The following is a 14,022-nucleotide window of genomic DNA, read 5'->3' as shown; positions in this document are numbered from 1 at the left end:
GAGTGCCGCTATGGATCTGCTCGACGCCCTGATTGCCGGTGGCTGGCTGATGCTGCCGCTGCTGGGCTGCTCGCTGGTGGCGATGGTGATCGTCATCGAGCGGCTGTGGACCCTGCGCGCGCGGCGCATCGCCCCGCTGGGGCTGGGGCAGGAGGTCTGCAGCCTGATTCGCCAGGGGCCGGTCAATCTCTACTGGCTGGAGAGCCACTCGCCGCTGGGCGGGGTGCTGGCGGCGGGGCTGCGCAATGTGCGGCTGGGCCATGAACAGGTGTGCGGTCGCCTGCAGGAAGCGGCTACCGCAGTGATCCACGACATGGAGCGCTTTCTCAGCCCGCTCGGCACCATCGCGGCGATTACGCCGCTGATCGGCCTGCTGGGCACGGTGCTGGGCATGATCGAGGTGTTTGCGGTGATCGTCACCGCCGGCGGTGCCGAGCGCACCGCCGACCTGGCCGGGGGTATCTCCCAGGCGCTGGTGACCACTGCGGCGGGCCTGACGGTAGCGATTCCGGCGCTGATGTTCCACCGTTACTTCCAGCGCCGGATCGAGGACATCACCGTGCGCATGGAGGAGCAGGCCGGGCTGGTGGTGGAGTTTCTGGCTCATCACCAGGGCGCGGTCTCGCTGGCCGAGCCGCCTGCTGGCGCCGCACCGGCTGTGGCCGGACGCGCCTCATGAGGTTCGTGCGCCGCCGACGCCTGCCGGTGGAGGTCAACCTGACGCCGCTGATCGACGTGGTGTTTCTGCTGCTGATCTTCTTCATGGTCTCGACCACCTTCGAGACTCGCCAGGCGCTGGAGCTCGAGCTGCCGCACAGCGACAGCACCACGCCGCTGGAAGCCTCGCCGGTCACCTTGGTGATCACCCGCGAGGGTGAGTATCGGCTCGGTGAGCGGCGTCTCGATGCCGCAGGCCTGGCGGCGGCGCTCTCCGAGGTCGCCGAGGCGGCGCGCCAGCACGGCCTGATCGTCGAAGCCGATCGTGACAGCGCGCATGGCGCGGTGGTTACCGCGCTCGATCGCGCCGGGGCGCTGGGCATCCAGCAGATCCGCATCGCAACCCGCAATGGGCAAGATTCATCGACACACGGGGAGACACCGTGACGCAACAATCCGGCTGGGCCCTTTACAAGCAGCTGCTTGGCTACGTAAAGCCGCATTGGCGGTCGTTCGCTGTGGCGGTGGTCGGCTATGCGATCTATGCCGCCTCGAGCACCGCGCTGGCGGAAATGATGAAGCGCCTGATCGACGGCATCCAGACCCCCGACGCCGCCTTTCGGCTGTTCCTGCCGCTGTTCGTGGTCGGTATGTTCGCCGCCCGCGGCGTGGGCACCTTTCTGGGCACCTACTTCATGAGCAACGTGGCGCGCAACGTGGTCCACGCGCTGCGCTGCAACGTGTTCAACCACATGCTGCATCTGCCGGGGCGCTTCTTCGATTCTCACTCCAGTGGCCACTTGATTTCGCGAGTGACCTACCACGTCGAGCAGGTCACTGGCGCGGCCACCAATGCGATCACCATCCTGCTCCGCGAGGGGCTGTTCGTGGTCGGGCTGATCGGCTACCTGCTGTGGACCAACTGGATGCTGACGCTGCTGTTCCTGGCGGTCACCCCGCTGATCGGTGGCGTGGTCAACTACGCCAGCAAGCGTTTCCGGCGCATCTCGCAGCGTATCCAGCACTCCATGGGTGACGTCACCCACGTTGCCTCCGAGGCGCTATCCGGCTATCGCGTGGTGCGCACCCACTGCGCCGAGGCCTTCGAGAAGGCACGCTTCGCCGAGGCCAGCGAGAACAACCGCCAGCAGAGCATGAAGGAGGCGCTGACCAAGGCCATCAGCACGCCGGTGATCCAGCTGATGATCGCACTGTCGCTTGCGCTGCTGGTGTGGCTGGCGATGTCGCCGGCGCTGCTCGACGACATGACCGCCGGCGAGTTCGTGGCCTTCATCACCGCGGCCTCGCTGATGGCCAAGCCGGTGCGCCAGCTGACCGAGATCAACAGCGAGATTCAGAAGGGCATTGCCGCCTCCGGCGAGCTGTTCCAACTGCTCGATGAGCCCCTCGAGGACGATCGCGGCGAGCGCCTGCCGCAGCGGCTGGTGGGTGACGTCAGCTTGCGTGACGTGCATTTCCGCTACGCCGACGACCAGCCGGAGGTGCTCAAGGGCATCGATCTCGAGGTCAAGGCGGGGGAGATGATCGCCATCGTCGGACGCTCGGGCAGCGGCAAGTCGACGCTGGTCAGCCTGCTGCCGCGTTTCTATCGTCCCAGTCAGGGCGAGGTGCTGATCGACGGCGTGGCGGTGCAGGAGTACCAGCTCTCGCCGCTGCGCCGCCAGATCGCCATCGTGTCCCAGCAGGTCACGCTGTTCAATGCCACGGTGGCGGCCAATATCGCCTACGGCGTGCCGGATGCCGACCCTGCCGCCATCGAGGCCGCCGCGCGGGCCGCCTACGCTCATGAGTTCATTGACAAGCTGCCCAACGGCTATGCCACGGTGATCGGCGATAACGGCGTGATGCTCTCCGGCGGCCAGCGCCAGCGGCTGGCGATCGCCCGCGCCATCTTCAAGGATGCACCATTGCTGATCCTCGACGAGGCCACCTCGGCGCTGGACAGCGAGTCGGAGCGCTATATCCAGCGTGCCCTGGAAGAGGTTTGCCGGGGGCGCACGACCTTCGTCATCGCCCACCGTTTGTCGACCATCGAGCGCGCCGACCGCATCCTGGTCATGGAGCAGGGCCGGCTGGTCGAGCAGGGCAGCCACCACGAGCTGCTGGCCCGCGACGGCGCCTACGCGGCGCTGCACCGGCTGCAGTTCCAGGACTCGGCGCTGCCATGAGCGTGCGGCTCGGCGAACGCTGGCTAGCGGCGGCCTACCGCGGTGACGCCTGGCTCGCGCTGCTGCGGCCGCTGGAAGCACTCTATCGCTGGGCGGTCGAACGCCGCAGGCGTGCCTACCAGCGCGGCGACAAGCCGGTGTGGCGGGCACCCGTGCCGGTCATCGTGGTCGGCAACATCACCCTCGGCGGCACCGGCAAGTCACCGCTCACCGCCTGGATCGCCGACTGGCTGGCGGCACAAGGCTGGCGGCCCGGCATCGTATCGCGGGGCTACGGTGGGCGCAGTGAGGGCTATCCGCTGCGGGTCGACGCCAATACGCCGCCCAGCGCCTGCGGTGACGAGCCATTGATGCTGGCCCTGCAGTGCGGCGTGCCGGTGGTGGTCGACCCTGACCGGCCGCGTGGCGCCCGGGCGCTGCTCGACGCCGGCTGCGACATCGTGATCAGCGACGACGGCCTACAGCACCTGGCGCTGGGGCGCGATATCGAGCTGGTGGTGGTCGACGCCCGGCGCGGCTTGGGCAACGCGCGTTGCCTGCCGGCCGGACCGCTGCGCGAGCCCGTCGAACGGCTGGCGCGGGTCGATGCGGTGCTGCTCAATGGCGAGCACGACTCGCCCACCACGCCATCCGGATATCGCATGCAGCTTGCGCCGCAGCGCTGGCATCATCTGGCCAGCGGCGCGCGCTACGCGCTGCGCCCGTTGCCGTTCGAGACAGCGGTACACGGCGTTGCCGGCATCGGCCACCCACAGCGCTTCTTCGCCACGCTGGCGGCGCTGGGGCTCGAGGTGGAGCGGCATGCGTTCGCCGATCATCACCACTACCAGGCCGATGAGCTGGCATTCGACGACGCGCGCCCGGTGGTGATGACCGCCAAGGACGCGGTCAAGTGCCGGGCCATGGCCGACCCACGCCATTGGGCGCTGGAGGTCGAGGCTCAGCCGGACACTGCCTTCGTGACCTGGCTCGAAGCGCGTCTCGCCGGGGCTACCAACCACTGCAAGGACACCAAGGGCTCAATATCATGACGTTAGACAAGCAACTGCTGGCCATGCTGGTCTGCCCGCTATGCCAGGGCAAGCTCAAGTACGACCGTGAGGCCGCCGAGGTCAAGTGCCACTTCGATGGCCTGGCCTTCCCGATCCGCGACGGCATCCCGGTGATGTTGGAGGAGGAAGCGCGGGTCATGGATACCGATGAGAAGCTCGGCAAGGGGCCGTCGGGGGGCGACTCGGCATGAGCGACTTCGTGGTGGTAGTGCCGGCGCGCTATGCGTCGTCGCGCCTGCCCGGCAAGCCGCTGCTCGACCTCGGCGGCGAGCCGATGGTGGTGCGGGTGTGGCGCCAGGCGCTGGCCAGTGCGGCGCTGCGGGTGGTGGTGGCTACCGACGACACGCGCATCGTCGAGGCGGTCAGCGCGGTGGGCGGCGAGGCGCTGATGACCCGCGACGACCACCCCTCGGGGACCGACCGGCTGGCCGAGGTGGCCGAGCAGCTGGGGCTCGACGAGACCGCCATCGTGGTCAATGTGCAGGGCGACGAACCGCTGCTGCCGGCATCGCTGATCGACCAGGTGGCGGCGCGACTGGCCGCCGACGACGAGGCCTCGATCGCTACCTTGGCCGAGCCGATCAGCGATGTCGAGACGCTGTTCAATGCCAATGTGGTCAAGGTGGTGCGCGACTTCCGCGGGCGAGCGCTGTACTTCTCGCGTGCCCCGATCCCGTGGGATCGTGAGGCCTTTGCCGAGCGGCCCGGGCTGCTCGACAGCGACAGCTGGCTGCGTCATATCGGCCTCTATGCCTACCGGGTCGGCTTCTTGAATGCCTATCGTCGCTGGACACCGGCGCCCCTCGAGCAGCTCGAGCAGCTCGAGCAGCTGCGCGCGCTGCAGCATGGCCATCACATCCAGGTGGCGCTGGCCTGTGACCGTCATCCGGCCGGCGTCGACACCGCCGAGGATCTCGCCCGGGTGCGCCAGTGGCTGGCCGAGCAGCAAGTCTGATGCAAGGAGGTGATATGCGGATTCTATTCGTCTGTCTGGGCAATATCTGCCGTTCCCCTACCGCAGAGGGGGTGTTCCGTCGTCGCCTGGCCGACGCCGGCCTGGGCGAGGCCGTCGAGGTGGACTCCTGCGGTACCGGCGGCTGGCACATCGGCAAGGCGCCGGACGCCAGGGCGCAGGCGGCGGCGAGGCAGCGCGGGGTCGACGTGAGTCAGCTGCGCGCCCGGCAGCTCGACGCCGCGGACTTTGCCCGCTTCGACTATCTGCTGGCCATGGACGATGACAACCTGGCCAGCCTCGAGGCGATGCGGCCCGACGACTGCACCGCGCATGTCGGGCTGCTGCTCGACTTCGCCGGCGAGCCGGGTCGCGCCGTGCCCGACCCCTATTACGGTGGCGAGCAGGGCTTCGATGAGGTGCTCGATCTGGTGGAGCGCGCCGCCGATGGCCTGATCGAGCACCTGCGTCAGCGCCTGGGGCACGCGCGGTGAAGGTGACGCCTGCGCTTGATCATGACCTGCAGCGCGCCAATACCCTGGGCCTGCCCTGCGTGGCCGAGCGCTTCATCGCCGCCGAGACGCCGGCGACGCTTGCCGCCGCGCTGGAGACTGCGCGGCGGCAGGCATGGCCGCTGACCGTGCTGGGCGGAGGGAGCAACCTGATCCTGCCGCGACGTCTGGAAGGCCTGGTGGTCCAGCCGACCTTTGCCGAGTGGCGCCATCGGCGCGAAGCGCATGGACAAGTCACGCTGCGGGTCGAGGCCGGCATGAATTGGCATACGCTGGTGACGGAGAGCGTCACCCGCGGCTGGTGGGGGTTGGAGAACCTGGCGCTGATTCCCGGCCACTGCGGTGCGGCGCCGATCCAGAACATCGGCGCCTATGGCGTGGAGCTGGCCGAGGTGCTGGAAAGCGTCGAGCTGCTGCATCTGGCCTCGGGGCGCCAGCAGACGCTGCCCGCTTCCGCGTGCCACTTCGGCTATCGTGACAGCATTTTCAAGGGGGAGCTGGAAGGGCGCGTGGTGATCACGGCCCTGACCTTGACGCTGAGCGAAAGCCCTCAGCCGCGGTTAGCCTACGGCGACCTGGCCTCGCGGGTGGGCGCCGAGCCGACACCGCTAGAGGTTGCCGAGGCGGTGTCGGCGATTCGTCGTGAGAAACTGCCCGACCCGGCCCAGCTCGGCAACGCCGGCAGCTTCTTCAAGAACCCGCTGGTGAGCGCCGAGCAGGCGCGGCGACTGCTCGAACAAGCCCCGGATATGCCGCACTTCGCCCAGCCCGATGGGCGGGTCAAGCTGGCCGCGGGCTGGCTGATCGACCGCTGCGGACTCAAGGGGATGCGACGCGGCGCGTTCGGCGTGCATGAGCGCCAGGCGCTGGTGCTGGTACACCATGGCGGCGGCGACGCCGAGGGGCTGCTGGCGTTTGCCGAGGAGGTTGCCGCAGCGGTCGAGGCGCGTTTCGGGGTGATGCTGTCGCGGGAGCCGCGTCTGGCACGCTGAGGTATCCGCAGGCCATCAACGACAACGCCCGCAGGCTGTGCCTGCGGGCGTTGTCGTTGTGCGTTGCAAGAAGGGCGCCGACATGACGTCGGCGCCCGGGTCCATCACGCTTGGCTGTCGTCAGCCTTGGGCTGCTGCTCGCGGCGACGGATCTCGCGTGGGTCGTTGTGGGCGCGACGCCGGCGGCGGCGACGCGCTGCCGCATCGGCCTTGCCTTCCGCGGCGGCCGGCTTGGCGTCAGCCTTGGGCTCTTCGGCCTTGGGTGCGTCTGCCTTGGGCTCTTCGGCGGCCGTCTTGACGTCCTCGGCCTTGGGTGCGTCAGCCTTGGGGTCGTCGGCGGCGGGCTTGGCGTCCTCGGCCTTGGCTTCCTCGGCTTTCTTGGGCGCCTTTGCCTTAGGCTCGTCGGCGGCGGGCTTGGCGTCAGCCTTGGGCTCTTCAGCCTTGGGGTCGTCGGTCACCGGCTTGGCGTCCTCGGCCTTGGCTTCCTCGGCTTTCTTGGGCGCCTTTGCCTTAGGCTCGTCGGCGACGGGCTTGGCGTCCTCGGCCTTGGCTTTCTCGGCTTTTTGGGGCGCCTCTGCCTTGGGTTCGTCGGCGGCAGGCTTGGCGTCAGCCTTGGGCCCTTCAGCCTTGTCAGCCTTGGGCTCATCGGCAGCGGGCTTGGCGTCCTCTGCCTTGGGCTCATCGGCGGCCTTCTTGGGCGCCTCTGCCTTGGGCTCATCGGCAGCGGGCTTGGCGTCCTCGGCCTTTGCGTCCTCGGTCTTCTGGGGCGCCTCTGCCTTGGGCGCGTCGGCGGCGGGCTTGGCGTCCTCGGCCTTGGCTTTCTCGGCTTTCTGAGGCGACTCTGCCTTGGTCGCGTCGGCGGCGGGCTTGGCGTCCTCGGCCTTTGCGTCCTCGGTCTTCTGGGGCGCCTCTGCCTTGGGCTCATCGGCGGCGGGCTTGGCGTCCTCGGCCTTGGCTTTCTCGGCTTTCTGAGGCGCCTCTGCCTTGGGCTCGTCGGCGGCGGGTTTGGCGTCCTCGGCCTTGGGTGCCTCCTGGGCTTGGGCCTGCAGGCGCTGCTGCTCGGCCTCGGCCTGTGGATTCACGGCATGCTTGCGGGTGCGGTTGCGCGGGTTGTTGCGCGTGCGCTTGGGCTTGCCGTCGTCCTTGGGCTTGTTCTCTTCGACGGGGGCGTCCTGGGCTTTGGCCGGGGCGCCCTCGGCGGCCTGGGGCTTGCTGGTGTCGCGGCTGCCTCGGGCATCGCTCGAGCGGTTGGCGCTGCGCCGTTCGTCATCCTGGCGGCCGCGTCCACGCCCGCGGCCGTTACGGTTGTCGTCGCTGGGGCGCGAGCTATTGCTGGCGGCGTCGGGCTTGGCGTCACCGCGTGCCTGGCGCGGTTCGCTCTGCTGCTGACGATCGCTCTCCTGGCGTCCCTCACTGCGCCCGCCGTCCTGGCGAGCGTCATTGCGTCCGCCGCGACGGTTATTGTTGCGACCGCCGCGGCCGCCGCGCTCCTGACGCCCCTCGCTGTCGCTACGCTGCTGCGGGCGCGCCTGGCGCGACTCGCTCGCGGTTTGCTGAGACGGCTGCTGGCGCGGCTGCGTCTCGTCGCTGCCGAGCAGTTTGCTGAGGCCCTTGACCAGCCGCGAGAATACGCCGTCGTTGGCCGCTGCCGGTGTTGCCGGCTGCTGGGCTGCGGGGGCGGCGGCCTCGGGCGCGGCGGCCGGGACGTCATCCTGCTGCAGGGAGGCTGGCGCCGGGGCGTTGTGGACCACGCTCTTGACCGCCGCTTCGGCACGCTGGATCGGCTTGCTGTCGCTGAGGTCCGGCTCCTGGCCGATCTCGGTATCGGTGGACAGCTCGAAGCTCGACTTGTCGGCGTCCTCGTCGCTGATATGGTCGTCGCGCAGGCGCTGCACGTCGTAGTGCGGGGTGTCCATATCGGGGCTTGGCAGCAGCACCACCTGGACGCCCTGGCGGCGCTCGATCTCGGCCAGCACGCTACGCTTCTCGTTGAGCAGGTAGGTGGCCACCGGCACCGGCAGGATGGCGCGGATCTGGGCGCTGCGCTCCTTCATGGCCTCCTCTTCGATCAGGCGCATGATCGACAGCGACATCGAGCGTACGTCGCGAATCGTGCCCTGGCCGTCGCAGCGCGGGCAGACCACGCCGCTGGTCTCGCCCAGCGAGGGACGCAGGCGCTGGCGCGACATCTCCATCAAGCCGAAGCGCGAGATGCGGCCGATCTGCACCCGGGCGCGGTCGAGCTTGAGGGCGTCGCGCATGCGGTTCTCGACCTCGCGCTGGTTGCGCGCCGGGCTCATGTCGATGAAGTCGATCACCACCAGACCGCCGATATCGCGCAGGCGCAGCTGGCGGGCAATCTCGTCGGCGGCCTCGGAGTTGGTCTGCAGCGCGGTCTCTTCGATGTCGCTGCCGCGGGTGGCGCGGGCCGAGTTGATGTCGATGGAGACCAGCGCCTCGGTGTGATCGATGACGATCGAGCCGCCGGAGGGCAGCTTCACTTCACGCTGGTAGGCGGTCTCGATCTGCGACTCGATCTGGAAGCGCGAGAACAGCGGCACCTCGTCGGCGTAGAGCTTGATCTTCTGCTGGTAGGAGGGCATCACCTGACGGATGAAGGCCAGTGCCTCCTGGTGCACCTCGGGGCTATCGATCAGCACCTCGCCGATATCCTGGCGCAGGTAGTCGCGCATGGCGCGAATGATGACATTGGACTCGCGGTAGATCAGGAAGGGCGCAGGGCGCTTGCCGGCCTCTTCGGTGATCGACTCCCACACCTGTACCAGGTAGTCGAGGTCCCACTGCAGCTCTTCGGTGGAGCGGCCGATGCCGGCGGTGCGCACGATCACGCCCATCTTGTCGGGCAGGGTCAGTTGACCCATGGCGTCCTTGAGCTGGGCGCGCTCGTCCCCCTCGATGCGCCGCGAGATGCCGCCGGCACGGGGATTGTTGGGCATCAGCACCAGGAAGCGCCCGGCCAGGCTGATGAAGGTGGTCAGGGCAGCGCCCTTGTTGCCGCGCTCCTCCTTGTCGACCTGGACGATGACTTCCTGGCCTTCCTTGAGGACTTCCTTGATGTTGGGGCGCCCCGAGGGCTCCTTGACGAAGTACTCGCGGGAGATCTCCTTGAGCGGCAGGAAACCGTGGCGGTCGGCGCCGAAATCGACGAAGGCGGCTTCCAGGGAGGGTTCGACGCGGGTGATCTTGCCGCGATAGATGTTGGCTTTCTTCTGCTCCCGTGCGCCGGATTCGATATCCAGGTCGTACAGGCGCTGTCCATCGACGAGGGCGACGCGCAGCTCTTCCGGCTGTGTCGCGTTGATGAGCATCCGTTTCATGTTGTCTCGCTATTCTAGGCGCGCCGGATGGCGGCCAGGGAGCCCCAACGAAGGAGCTCCAGAGCGTCGACGAAGGCGAACCTCTGGGTGCTGCGTGCTTGTGCTCAGCGCATGTCGCGGATGCGGTTGCGCCCGGCCATGGCAGGGGCTGGTGGCGCCTGCCACGGCATGATCATGTTGAGTACGCGGCGGAGGCAGGACATGTTTCGGCGGGCGTCGTGCCCATCCGGCCCTGCGGTCATCCGCCAGACACCTGGCATTCATCGATTCGCCAACGCCGGCCCCCGGCACGCTGTTAGGTATTCCCGTGGCCGGTACTGCTCGCGCCGTAAGGGGCGGGAGGAGTCCAGGGTCGGGCGTGGCGTTCAAAATCTGTTATCAACTGCTTGGTGATCTACTGCTACTTGCTGCCGGCGGCAGGGCATGCGGCGTTGCCGTCATGACTGCGGCCTTGATCGTCGCTCTGGCCTGCGTGTTTGTCGTGCAGGCGCATCGTCCGGGCGCTGGTTGCCCATTTGAGCGAGCCTGAAATATACCAGCAATGCCCGGCACCAGCAATTGGCGCAGAGCGGCGACGGCTAAGGTAGAATGCCGCCTTCGAGCATCATAGCGAGTCGAGGTGGGCATGGCCGACGGGCAAGAAGTGGGCAGGGCAGTACAGTGGGTCGAGGTGACCCAGGCGCAGGCCGGGCAGCGCATCGATAACTTCCTGCGAACCCGCCTGAAGGGGGCGCCCAAGGCCCTGATCTATCGGATCGTGCGCAAGGGCGAGGTGCGCGTCAACAAGAAGCGCGTCAAGGTTGACTACCGCCTGGTCGACGGCGATCTGGTGCGTATCCCGCCGCTGCGGCTGGCCCCCGAGGAGGCGACCCGCGAGGTCAGCGACAACCTGCGCAACCTGCTGGCCGGCAGCGTGCTGGTCGAGGGCCCCGACTGGCTGGTGATCAACAAGCCCTCGGGACTGGCGGTGCACGGTGGCAGCGGGGTCAAGATCGGCTTGATCGAGGCGCTACGCCAGGTGCGTGACGACCTCGACTTCCTGGAGCTGGTGCACCGCCTCGACCGTGACACCTCCGGCTGCCTGCTGCTGGCCAAGTCGCGCCCGGCGCTGGTGGCGCTCAACAACGCCTTGAAGCAGCGCCAGATGGACAAGCAGTATCTGGCCCTGGTGGCCGGTCGCTGGCCGGCGCGACGCGACTACGTCAGTGCCCGGCTCGACCGCTTCGAGGCCGGCAACGGCGAGCGTCGGGTGCGTGTCGACCCCGATGGCAAGGTATCGCGGACCCGCTTCGCGGTGCGCGAAGCCTTCGCCGGCACCACCTTGATCGAGGCCGAGCCGGTGACCGGCCGGACTCACCAGATCCGCGTGCATGCCGCGCATGCCGGTCATCCGCTGCTCGGTGACGACAAGTACGGCTCCCGCGAGGGTCAGCATCTGGCCGGCCGGCTGGGGCTGTCGCGGCTGTTCCTGCACGCCGCGGCACTGACCTTTCCCGAGCCCACCAGCGGCCGACCGGTGCATATCAAGGCGCCGCTGGGCGACGAGCTCGAGGCGGTGCTGGTTCGCGCCCGCAAGGCACGCTGACGGGCGTCTACATCTACTTCTATTGCGACACAGGAGCGCCGATGCGCTATCGACTGATCATCTTCGACTGGGATGGCACCCTGATGGATTCGGAGGCGCGCATCGTCGACTGCATGCAGGCCGCAGCACGCGATACCGGCCTCGCCGAACTGAGCCGTGCCGCGGTGCGCGACATCATCGGCCTGGGCCTGCCCGAAGCGATTGACAAGCTGTGTCCGGGGATTAGTGCGGCACGCGCCGAGACCCTTCGTCAGCACTATGCGCAGCGCTTTCGCGCCGCCGACCAGACGCCGCTGCAGTTCTTTCCCGGCGTCGAGCGGGGCATCGCACGTCTGCGCGAAGGGCGCGACACGCGTCTGGCAGTGGCGACCGGCAAGAGCCGCCGCGGCCTCGATCGGGTATTCGCCGCCAACGGCAGCGGCGCCTGGTTCGATGCCAGCCGCACCGCCGACGAGACGCGCTCCAAGCCGCACCCGCAGATGCTCGAGGAACTCCTGGACGAGACCGGCGTCGATGTCGGGGATGCGGTGATGGTCGGCGATACCGAATATGATCTCGACATGGCCCGCGCGCTGGGCATGGATCGTATCGCCGTGACCTACGGCGTCCACGAGCCACGGCGATTGGCCGCCTGCCAGCCAAGCTTTACCGCCCATGCCTTCCCCGAATTGATCGACTGGCTGCACGCCTGAGCCGCCCGTCTTGATTCACCCACTATATGAGCAGGACCGCCGATGAGTGACGACAAGCGAGACGATCCCCCCGCCCAGGACAAGTGGACCCAGGGGCCTGAGCTGAGCCCCGAGCAGCGGCGCGAGGCGCTCGCCGACCGGTCCGGCGAGCCGGCTGCCACGCCGGGTGAAGATGCCGAGACCCTGCGCGAGCGTCAGCGCCTGGCACAGATCGAGATGATGGACCGCTGGGTGGGCGGCGTGCTGACCGAGCAGCGTCGTACGCGACGCTGGAAGCTGTTCTTTCGCTTCTTCTTTGCCGCGCTGATCCTGGCGTCGCTGTCGGCTACCCTGTATGGCCTGTTCTGGCCCGCCCGCGAAGTGCCGCCGGGCGAATCCCATTTGGGCGTGATCGAGGTCAAGGGGGTGATCGACAGCGAATCGCCGGCCAACGCCGAGCGCATCATCGAGGGGCTCCAGCGCGCCTGGGAGAGCGACAGCGCGGCGGCGGTGGTGCTGCATATCAACAGCCCCGGCGGCAGCCCGGTGCAGTCGCAGCGCATCTACGACGAGATCATGCGGCTGCGCGACGAGGGCGACAAGCCGATCTATGCGGTGGTCGAGGACATCGGCGCCAGCGGCGCCTACTATATCGCCGCCGCCGCAGACGAGATCCTGGTCGCGCCGTCGAGCCTGGTCGGCTCCATCGGGGTGGTGTCGGCCAGCTTCGGCCTCGAAGAGGCGATTGATCGGCTCGGCGTCGAGCGTCGGGTGTTCACCGCTGGCGACAACAAGGCGTTTCTCGACCCCTTCTCGGAGATCGACCCCAGCCAGCGGCTGTTCTGGCAGGAGGTGCTGGAGACCACGCATCGCCAGTTCGTCGATGCCGTGCGTGCCGGGCGCGGCGACCGCCTGGCCGACGACGAGGAGATCTTCTCGGGGCTGGTATGGAGCGGCGAGCAGGCGCTGAGCCTGGGGCTGGTCGACGGCATTGAGAGCCTCGATGGCCTGGCCCGCGAGCTGCTCGACGAGCCGCGGCTGCGCGACTACACCCCGCGCCTCGATCCCTTCGAGCGCTTCTCGCGCCACTTCGGGCGGGTCGCCGCGGAGTGGATGGGGCTGCCCAGCTCGCACTCGCCGCTGCGCTATCAGTTGCCCTGATAGCGCCGAGCTTAAAGCGCCGAGCCGATGGATGTCACTCGGTAGCGGCGGCGGGGGCAGGTCAAAGCGGGGGTTCTTTTCGCCGAACGGGTTGGCCTGGATGGCCAACCCTGGTCCTGCAAGCGAAGCAGGGATGCGAAAGCGTAGCAGGGAAAAGGTAGCGCCCAGGGATGGGTTTACAGCGCCCCCGCGTAGGCCTGTCGCCGGAAAAGCCGCGTCGCTAACGAAAAGCTGCCTAGTCGTTTTGGCTCGCGCCCAGTGGATCCAGGCCAGCCTCGCGCAGCATGGCGCACAGGCGGATCAGCGGCAGCCCGACCAGCGTATTGGGGTCGTCGCCTTCGAGCTTCTCGAACAGGCTGATGCCGAGCCCCTCCATGCGAAAGCTGCCGGCGCTGTCGAAGGGCTGTTCGCGGGCCACATAGTTGGCGATCTCGGCCTCGCTGAGCCGGCGAAATACCACGTCGTAGGTGGCATGGGATACCTGGTGACGGCCGTGGGCGCTGTCGAGCAGCGCCAGCCCGGTAATGAAGTGCACCCGCTGCCCGGAAAAGCGCGTCAGGTTGGCGCGCGCGGTGGCCGCATCGCCGGGCTTGCCGAGAATCTCGCCGTCGAAGACCGCGACCTGGTCGGAGCCGATGATGAGATGGGCGGGATACGCCTCTGCCAGGCGGCTGGCCTTGGACAGCGCCAGGCGGTGGACCAGCGCCTGGGGTGTTTCATCGGCGCGTGGCGTTTCGTCGATGTCGGGGCTGGCGCAGCTGAACGGCAGGCCCAGGCGTTCGAGCAGTTGGCGTCGCCAGCGCGAGCTGGAGGCAAGCACCAGATCCGGCATAGGTCTCTCCTTGAGATGGGGCAGTGGCGCGATCTGCGCGATGATAGAGCGTCAGTCTGCCCCGCAGCGAGTCGGCTTGTA

13 protein-coding genes are annotated in these 14,022 nt (G+C 68.2%); 11 read left to right on the top strand and 2 right to left on the bottom strand.

Features of this window, described 5'->3' with window-relative positions:
* Nucleotides 1–10: 10 nt before the first annotated feature.
* The 8 genes from QC821_RS09205 to murB are packed head-to-tail and all read left to right on the top strand — an operon-like array spanning nucleotide 11 to nucleotide 6,354.
* Entirely contained in the window at nucleotides 11–679 is a 669-nt protein-coding gene (locus QC821_RS09205; RefSeq protein WP_309720042.1) for a MotA/TolQ/ExbB proton channel family protein, read from the top strand.
* Entirely contained in the window at nucleotides 676–1,104 is a 429-nt protein-coding gene (locus QC821_RS09200) for an ExbD/TolR family protein (protein ID WP_309720040.1), read from the top strand. Before QC821_RS09205 ends, QC821_RS09200 begins: the two co-directional genes overlap by 4 nt.
* Nucleotides 1,101–2,846 carry a lipid A export permease/ATP-binding protein MsbA gene (gene msbA, locus QC821_RS09195; protein ID WP_309720037.1) on the top strand — a complete coding sequence of 582 codons (1,746 nt, stop codon included), beginning with the start codon at nucleotides 1,101–1,103 and terminating at the stop codon, nucleotides 2,844–2,846. Before QC821_RS09200 ends, msbA begins: the two co-directional genes overlap by 4 nt.
* The gene (gene lpxK / locus QC821_RS09190) at nucleotides 2,843–3,877 is read left to right on the top strand and encodes a tetraacyldisaccharide 4'-kinase (RefSeq protein WP_309720034.1); all 1,035 of its coding nucleotides are present in this window, start codon (nucleotides 2,843–2,845) and stop codon (nucleotides 3,875–3,877) included. The genes msbA and lpxK overlap by 4 nt, the downstream gene beginning before the upstream one ends.
* Entirely contained in the window at nucleotides 3,874–4,089 is a 216-nt protein-coding gene (locus QC821_RS09185) for a Trm112 family protein (protein WP_309720031.1), read from the top strand. The genes lpxK and QC821_RS09185 overlap by 4 nt, the downstream gene beginning before the upstream one ends.
* The gene (gene kdsB, locus QC821_RS09180) at nucleotides 4,086–4,853 is read left to right on the top strand and encodes a 3-deoxy-manno-octulosonate cytidylyltransferase (protein ID WP_095622115.1); all 768 of its coding nucleotides are present in this window, start codon (nucleotides 4,086–4,088) and stop codon (nucleotides 4,851–4,853) included. The genes QC821_RS09185 and kdsB overlap by 4 nt, the downstream gene beginning before the upstream one ends.
* Nucleotides 4,854–4,867: 14 nt before the next feature.
* Nucleotides 4,868–5,344, top strand: a complete 477-nt coding sequence (locus tag QC821_RS09175; protein ID WP_309720027.1) for a low molecular weight protein-tyrosine-phosphatase — start codon at nucleotides 4,868–4,870, stop codon at nucleotides 5,342–5,344.
* Complete coding sequence (murB, locus tag QC821_RS09170; RefSeq protein ID WP_422720100.1) at nucleotides 5,341–6,354, top strand: UDP-N-acetylmuramate dehydrogenase; 1,014 nt, start codon at nucleotides 5,341–5,343, stop codon at nucleotides 6,352–6,354. The genes QC821_RS09175 and murB overlap by 4 nt, the downstream gene beginning before the upstream one ends.
* A 104-nt stretch (nucleotides 6,355–6,458) precedes the next feature.
* Here murB and rne read toward each other — a convergent pair whose 3' ends face one another.
* Nucleotides 6,459–9,692, bottom strand: a complete 3,234-nt coding sequence (rne, locus tag QC821_RS09165) for a ribonuclease E (RefSeq protein ID WP_309720022.1) — start codon at nucleotides 9,690–9,692, stop codon at nucleotides 6,459–6,461.
* 625 nt (nucleotides 9,693–10,317) lie between these two features.
* Here rne and rluC point away from each other — a divergent pair.
* Genes rluC through sppA form a run of 3 tightly spaced genes read left to right on the top strand, consistent with a single transcriptional unit; the run spans nucleotide 10,318 to nucleotide 13,109 of the window.
* On the top strand, nucleotides 10,318–11,277 hold the full coding sequence (rluC, locus tag QC821_RS09160) for a 23S rRNA pseudouridine(955/2504/2580) synthase RluC (RefSeq protein WP_095622119.1): 960 nt from the start codon (nucleotides 10,318–10,320) through the stop codon (nucleotides 11,275–11,277).
* A 41-nt stretch (nucleotides 11,278–11,318) separates the two neighbouring features.
* On the top strand, nucleotides 11,319–11,969 hold the full coding sequence (locus QC821_RS09155) for an HAD-IA family hydrolase (RefSeq protein WP_309720016.1): 651 nt from the start codon (nucleotides 11,319–11,321) through the stop codon (nucleotides 11,967–11,969).
* A gap of 42 nt (nucleotides 11,970–12,011) precedes the next feature.
* The gene (gene sppA / locus QC821_RS09150; RefSeq protein ID WP_309720014.1) at nucleotides 12,012–13,109 is read left to right on the top strand and encodes a signal peptide peptidase SppA; all 1,098 of its coding nucleotides are present in this window, start codon (nucleotides 12,012–12,014) and stop codon (nucleotides 13,107–13,109) included.
* A gap of 235 nt (nucleotides 13,110–13,344) precedes the next feature.
* On the opposite strand, the gene QC821_RS09145 is transcribed toward sppA, so the two are convergent.
* Nucleotides 13,345–13,941: a Maf family protein gene (locus QC821_RS09145; RefSeq protein WP_309720011.1), complete on the bottom strand. Its 597-nt coding sequence runs from the start codon at nucleotides 13,939–13,941 to the stop codon at nucleotides 13,345–13,347.
* Nucleotides 13,942–14,022: the final 81 nt, after the last annotated feature.

It is taken from the genome of Franzmannia qiaohouensis, from assembly GCF_031451695.1.
GTDB classification, from domain to species: Bacteria; Pseudomonadota; Gammaproteobacteria; order Pseudomonadales; family Halomonadaceae; genus Franzmannia; species Franzmannia qiaohouensis.
This window is presented reverse-complemented; position numbering and strand designations above follow the sequence as displayed.

Coding starts and splice junctions, on each gene's coding strand:
- QC821_RS09205 (WP_309720042.1), top strand. CDS start 11: ATGGATCTGCTCGACGCCCTGATTGCCGGTGGCTGGCTGATGCTGCCG.
- QC821_RS09200 (WP_309720040.1), top strand. CDS start 676: ATGAGGTTCGTGCGCCGCCGACGCCTGCCGGTGGAGGTCAACCTGACG.
- lpxK (WP_309720034.1), top strand. CDS start 2,843: ATGAGCGTGCGGCTCGGCGAACGCTGGCTAGCGGCGGCCTACCGCGGT.
- QC821_RS09185 (WP_309720031.1), top strand. CDS start 3,874: ATGACGTTAGACAAGCAACTGCTGGCCATGCTGGTCTGCCCGCTATGC.
- kdsB (WP_095622115.1), top strand. CDS start 4,086: ATGAGCGACTTCGTGGTGGTAGTGCCGGCGCGCTATGCGTCGTCGCGC.
- QC821_RS09175 (WP_309720027.1), top strand. CDS start 4,868: ATGCGGATTCTATTCGTCTGTCTGGGCAATATCTGCCGTTCCCCTACC.
- rne (WP_309720022.1), bottom strand. CDS start 9,692: ATGAAACGGATGCTCATCAACGCGACACAGCCGGAAGAGCTGCGCGTC.
- rluC (WP_095622119.1), top strand. CDS start 10,318: ATGGCCGACGGGCAAGAAGTGGGCAGGGCAGTACAGTGGGTCGAGGTG.
- QC821_RS09155 (WP_309720016.1), top strand. CDS start 11,319: ATGCGCTATCGACTGATCATCTTCGACTGGGATGGCACCCTGATGGAT.
- sppA (WP_309720014.1), top strand. CDS start 12,012: ATGAGTGACGACAAGCGAGACGATCCCCCCGCCCAGGACAAGTGGACC.
- QC821_RS09145 (WP_309720011.1), bottom strand. CDS start 13,941: ATGCCGGATCTGGTGCTTGCCTCCAGCTCGCGCTGGCGACGCCAACTG.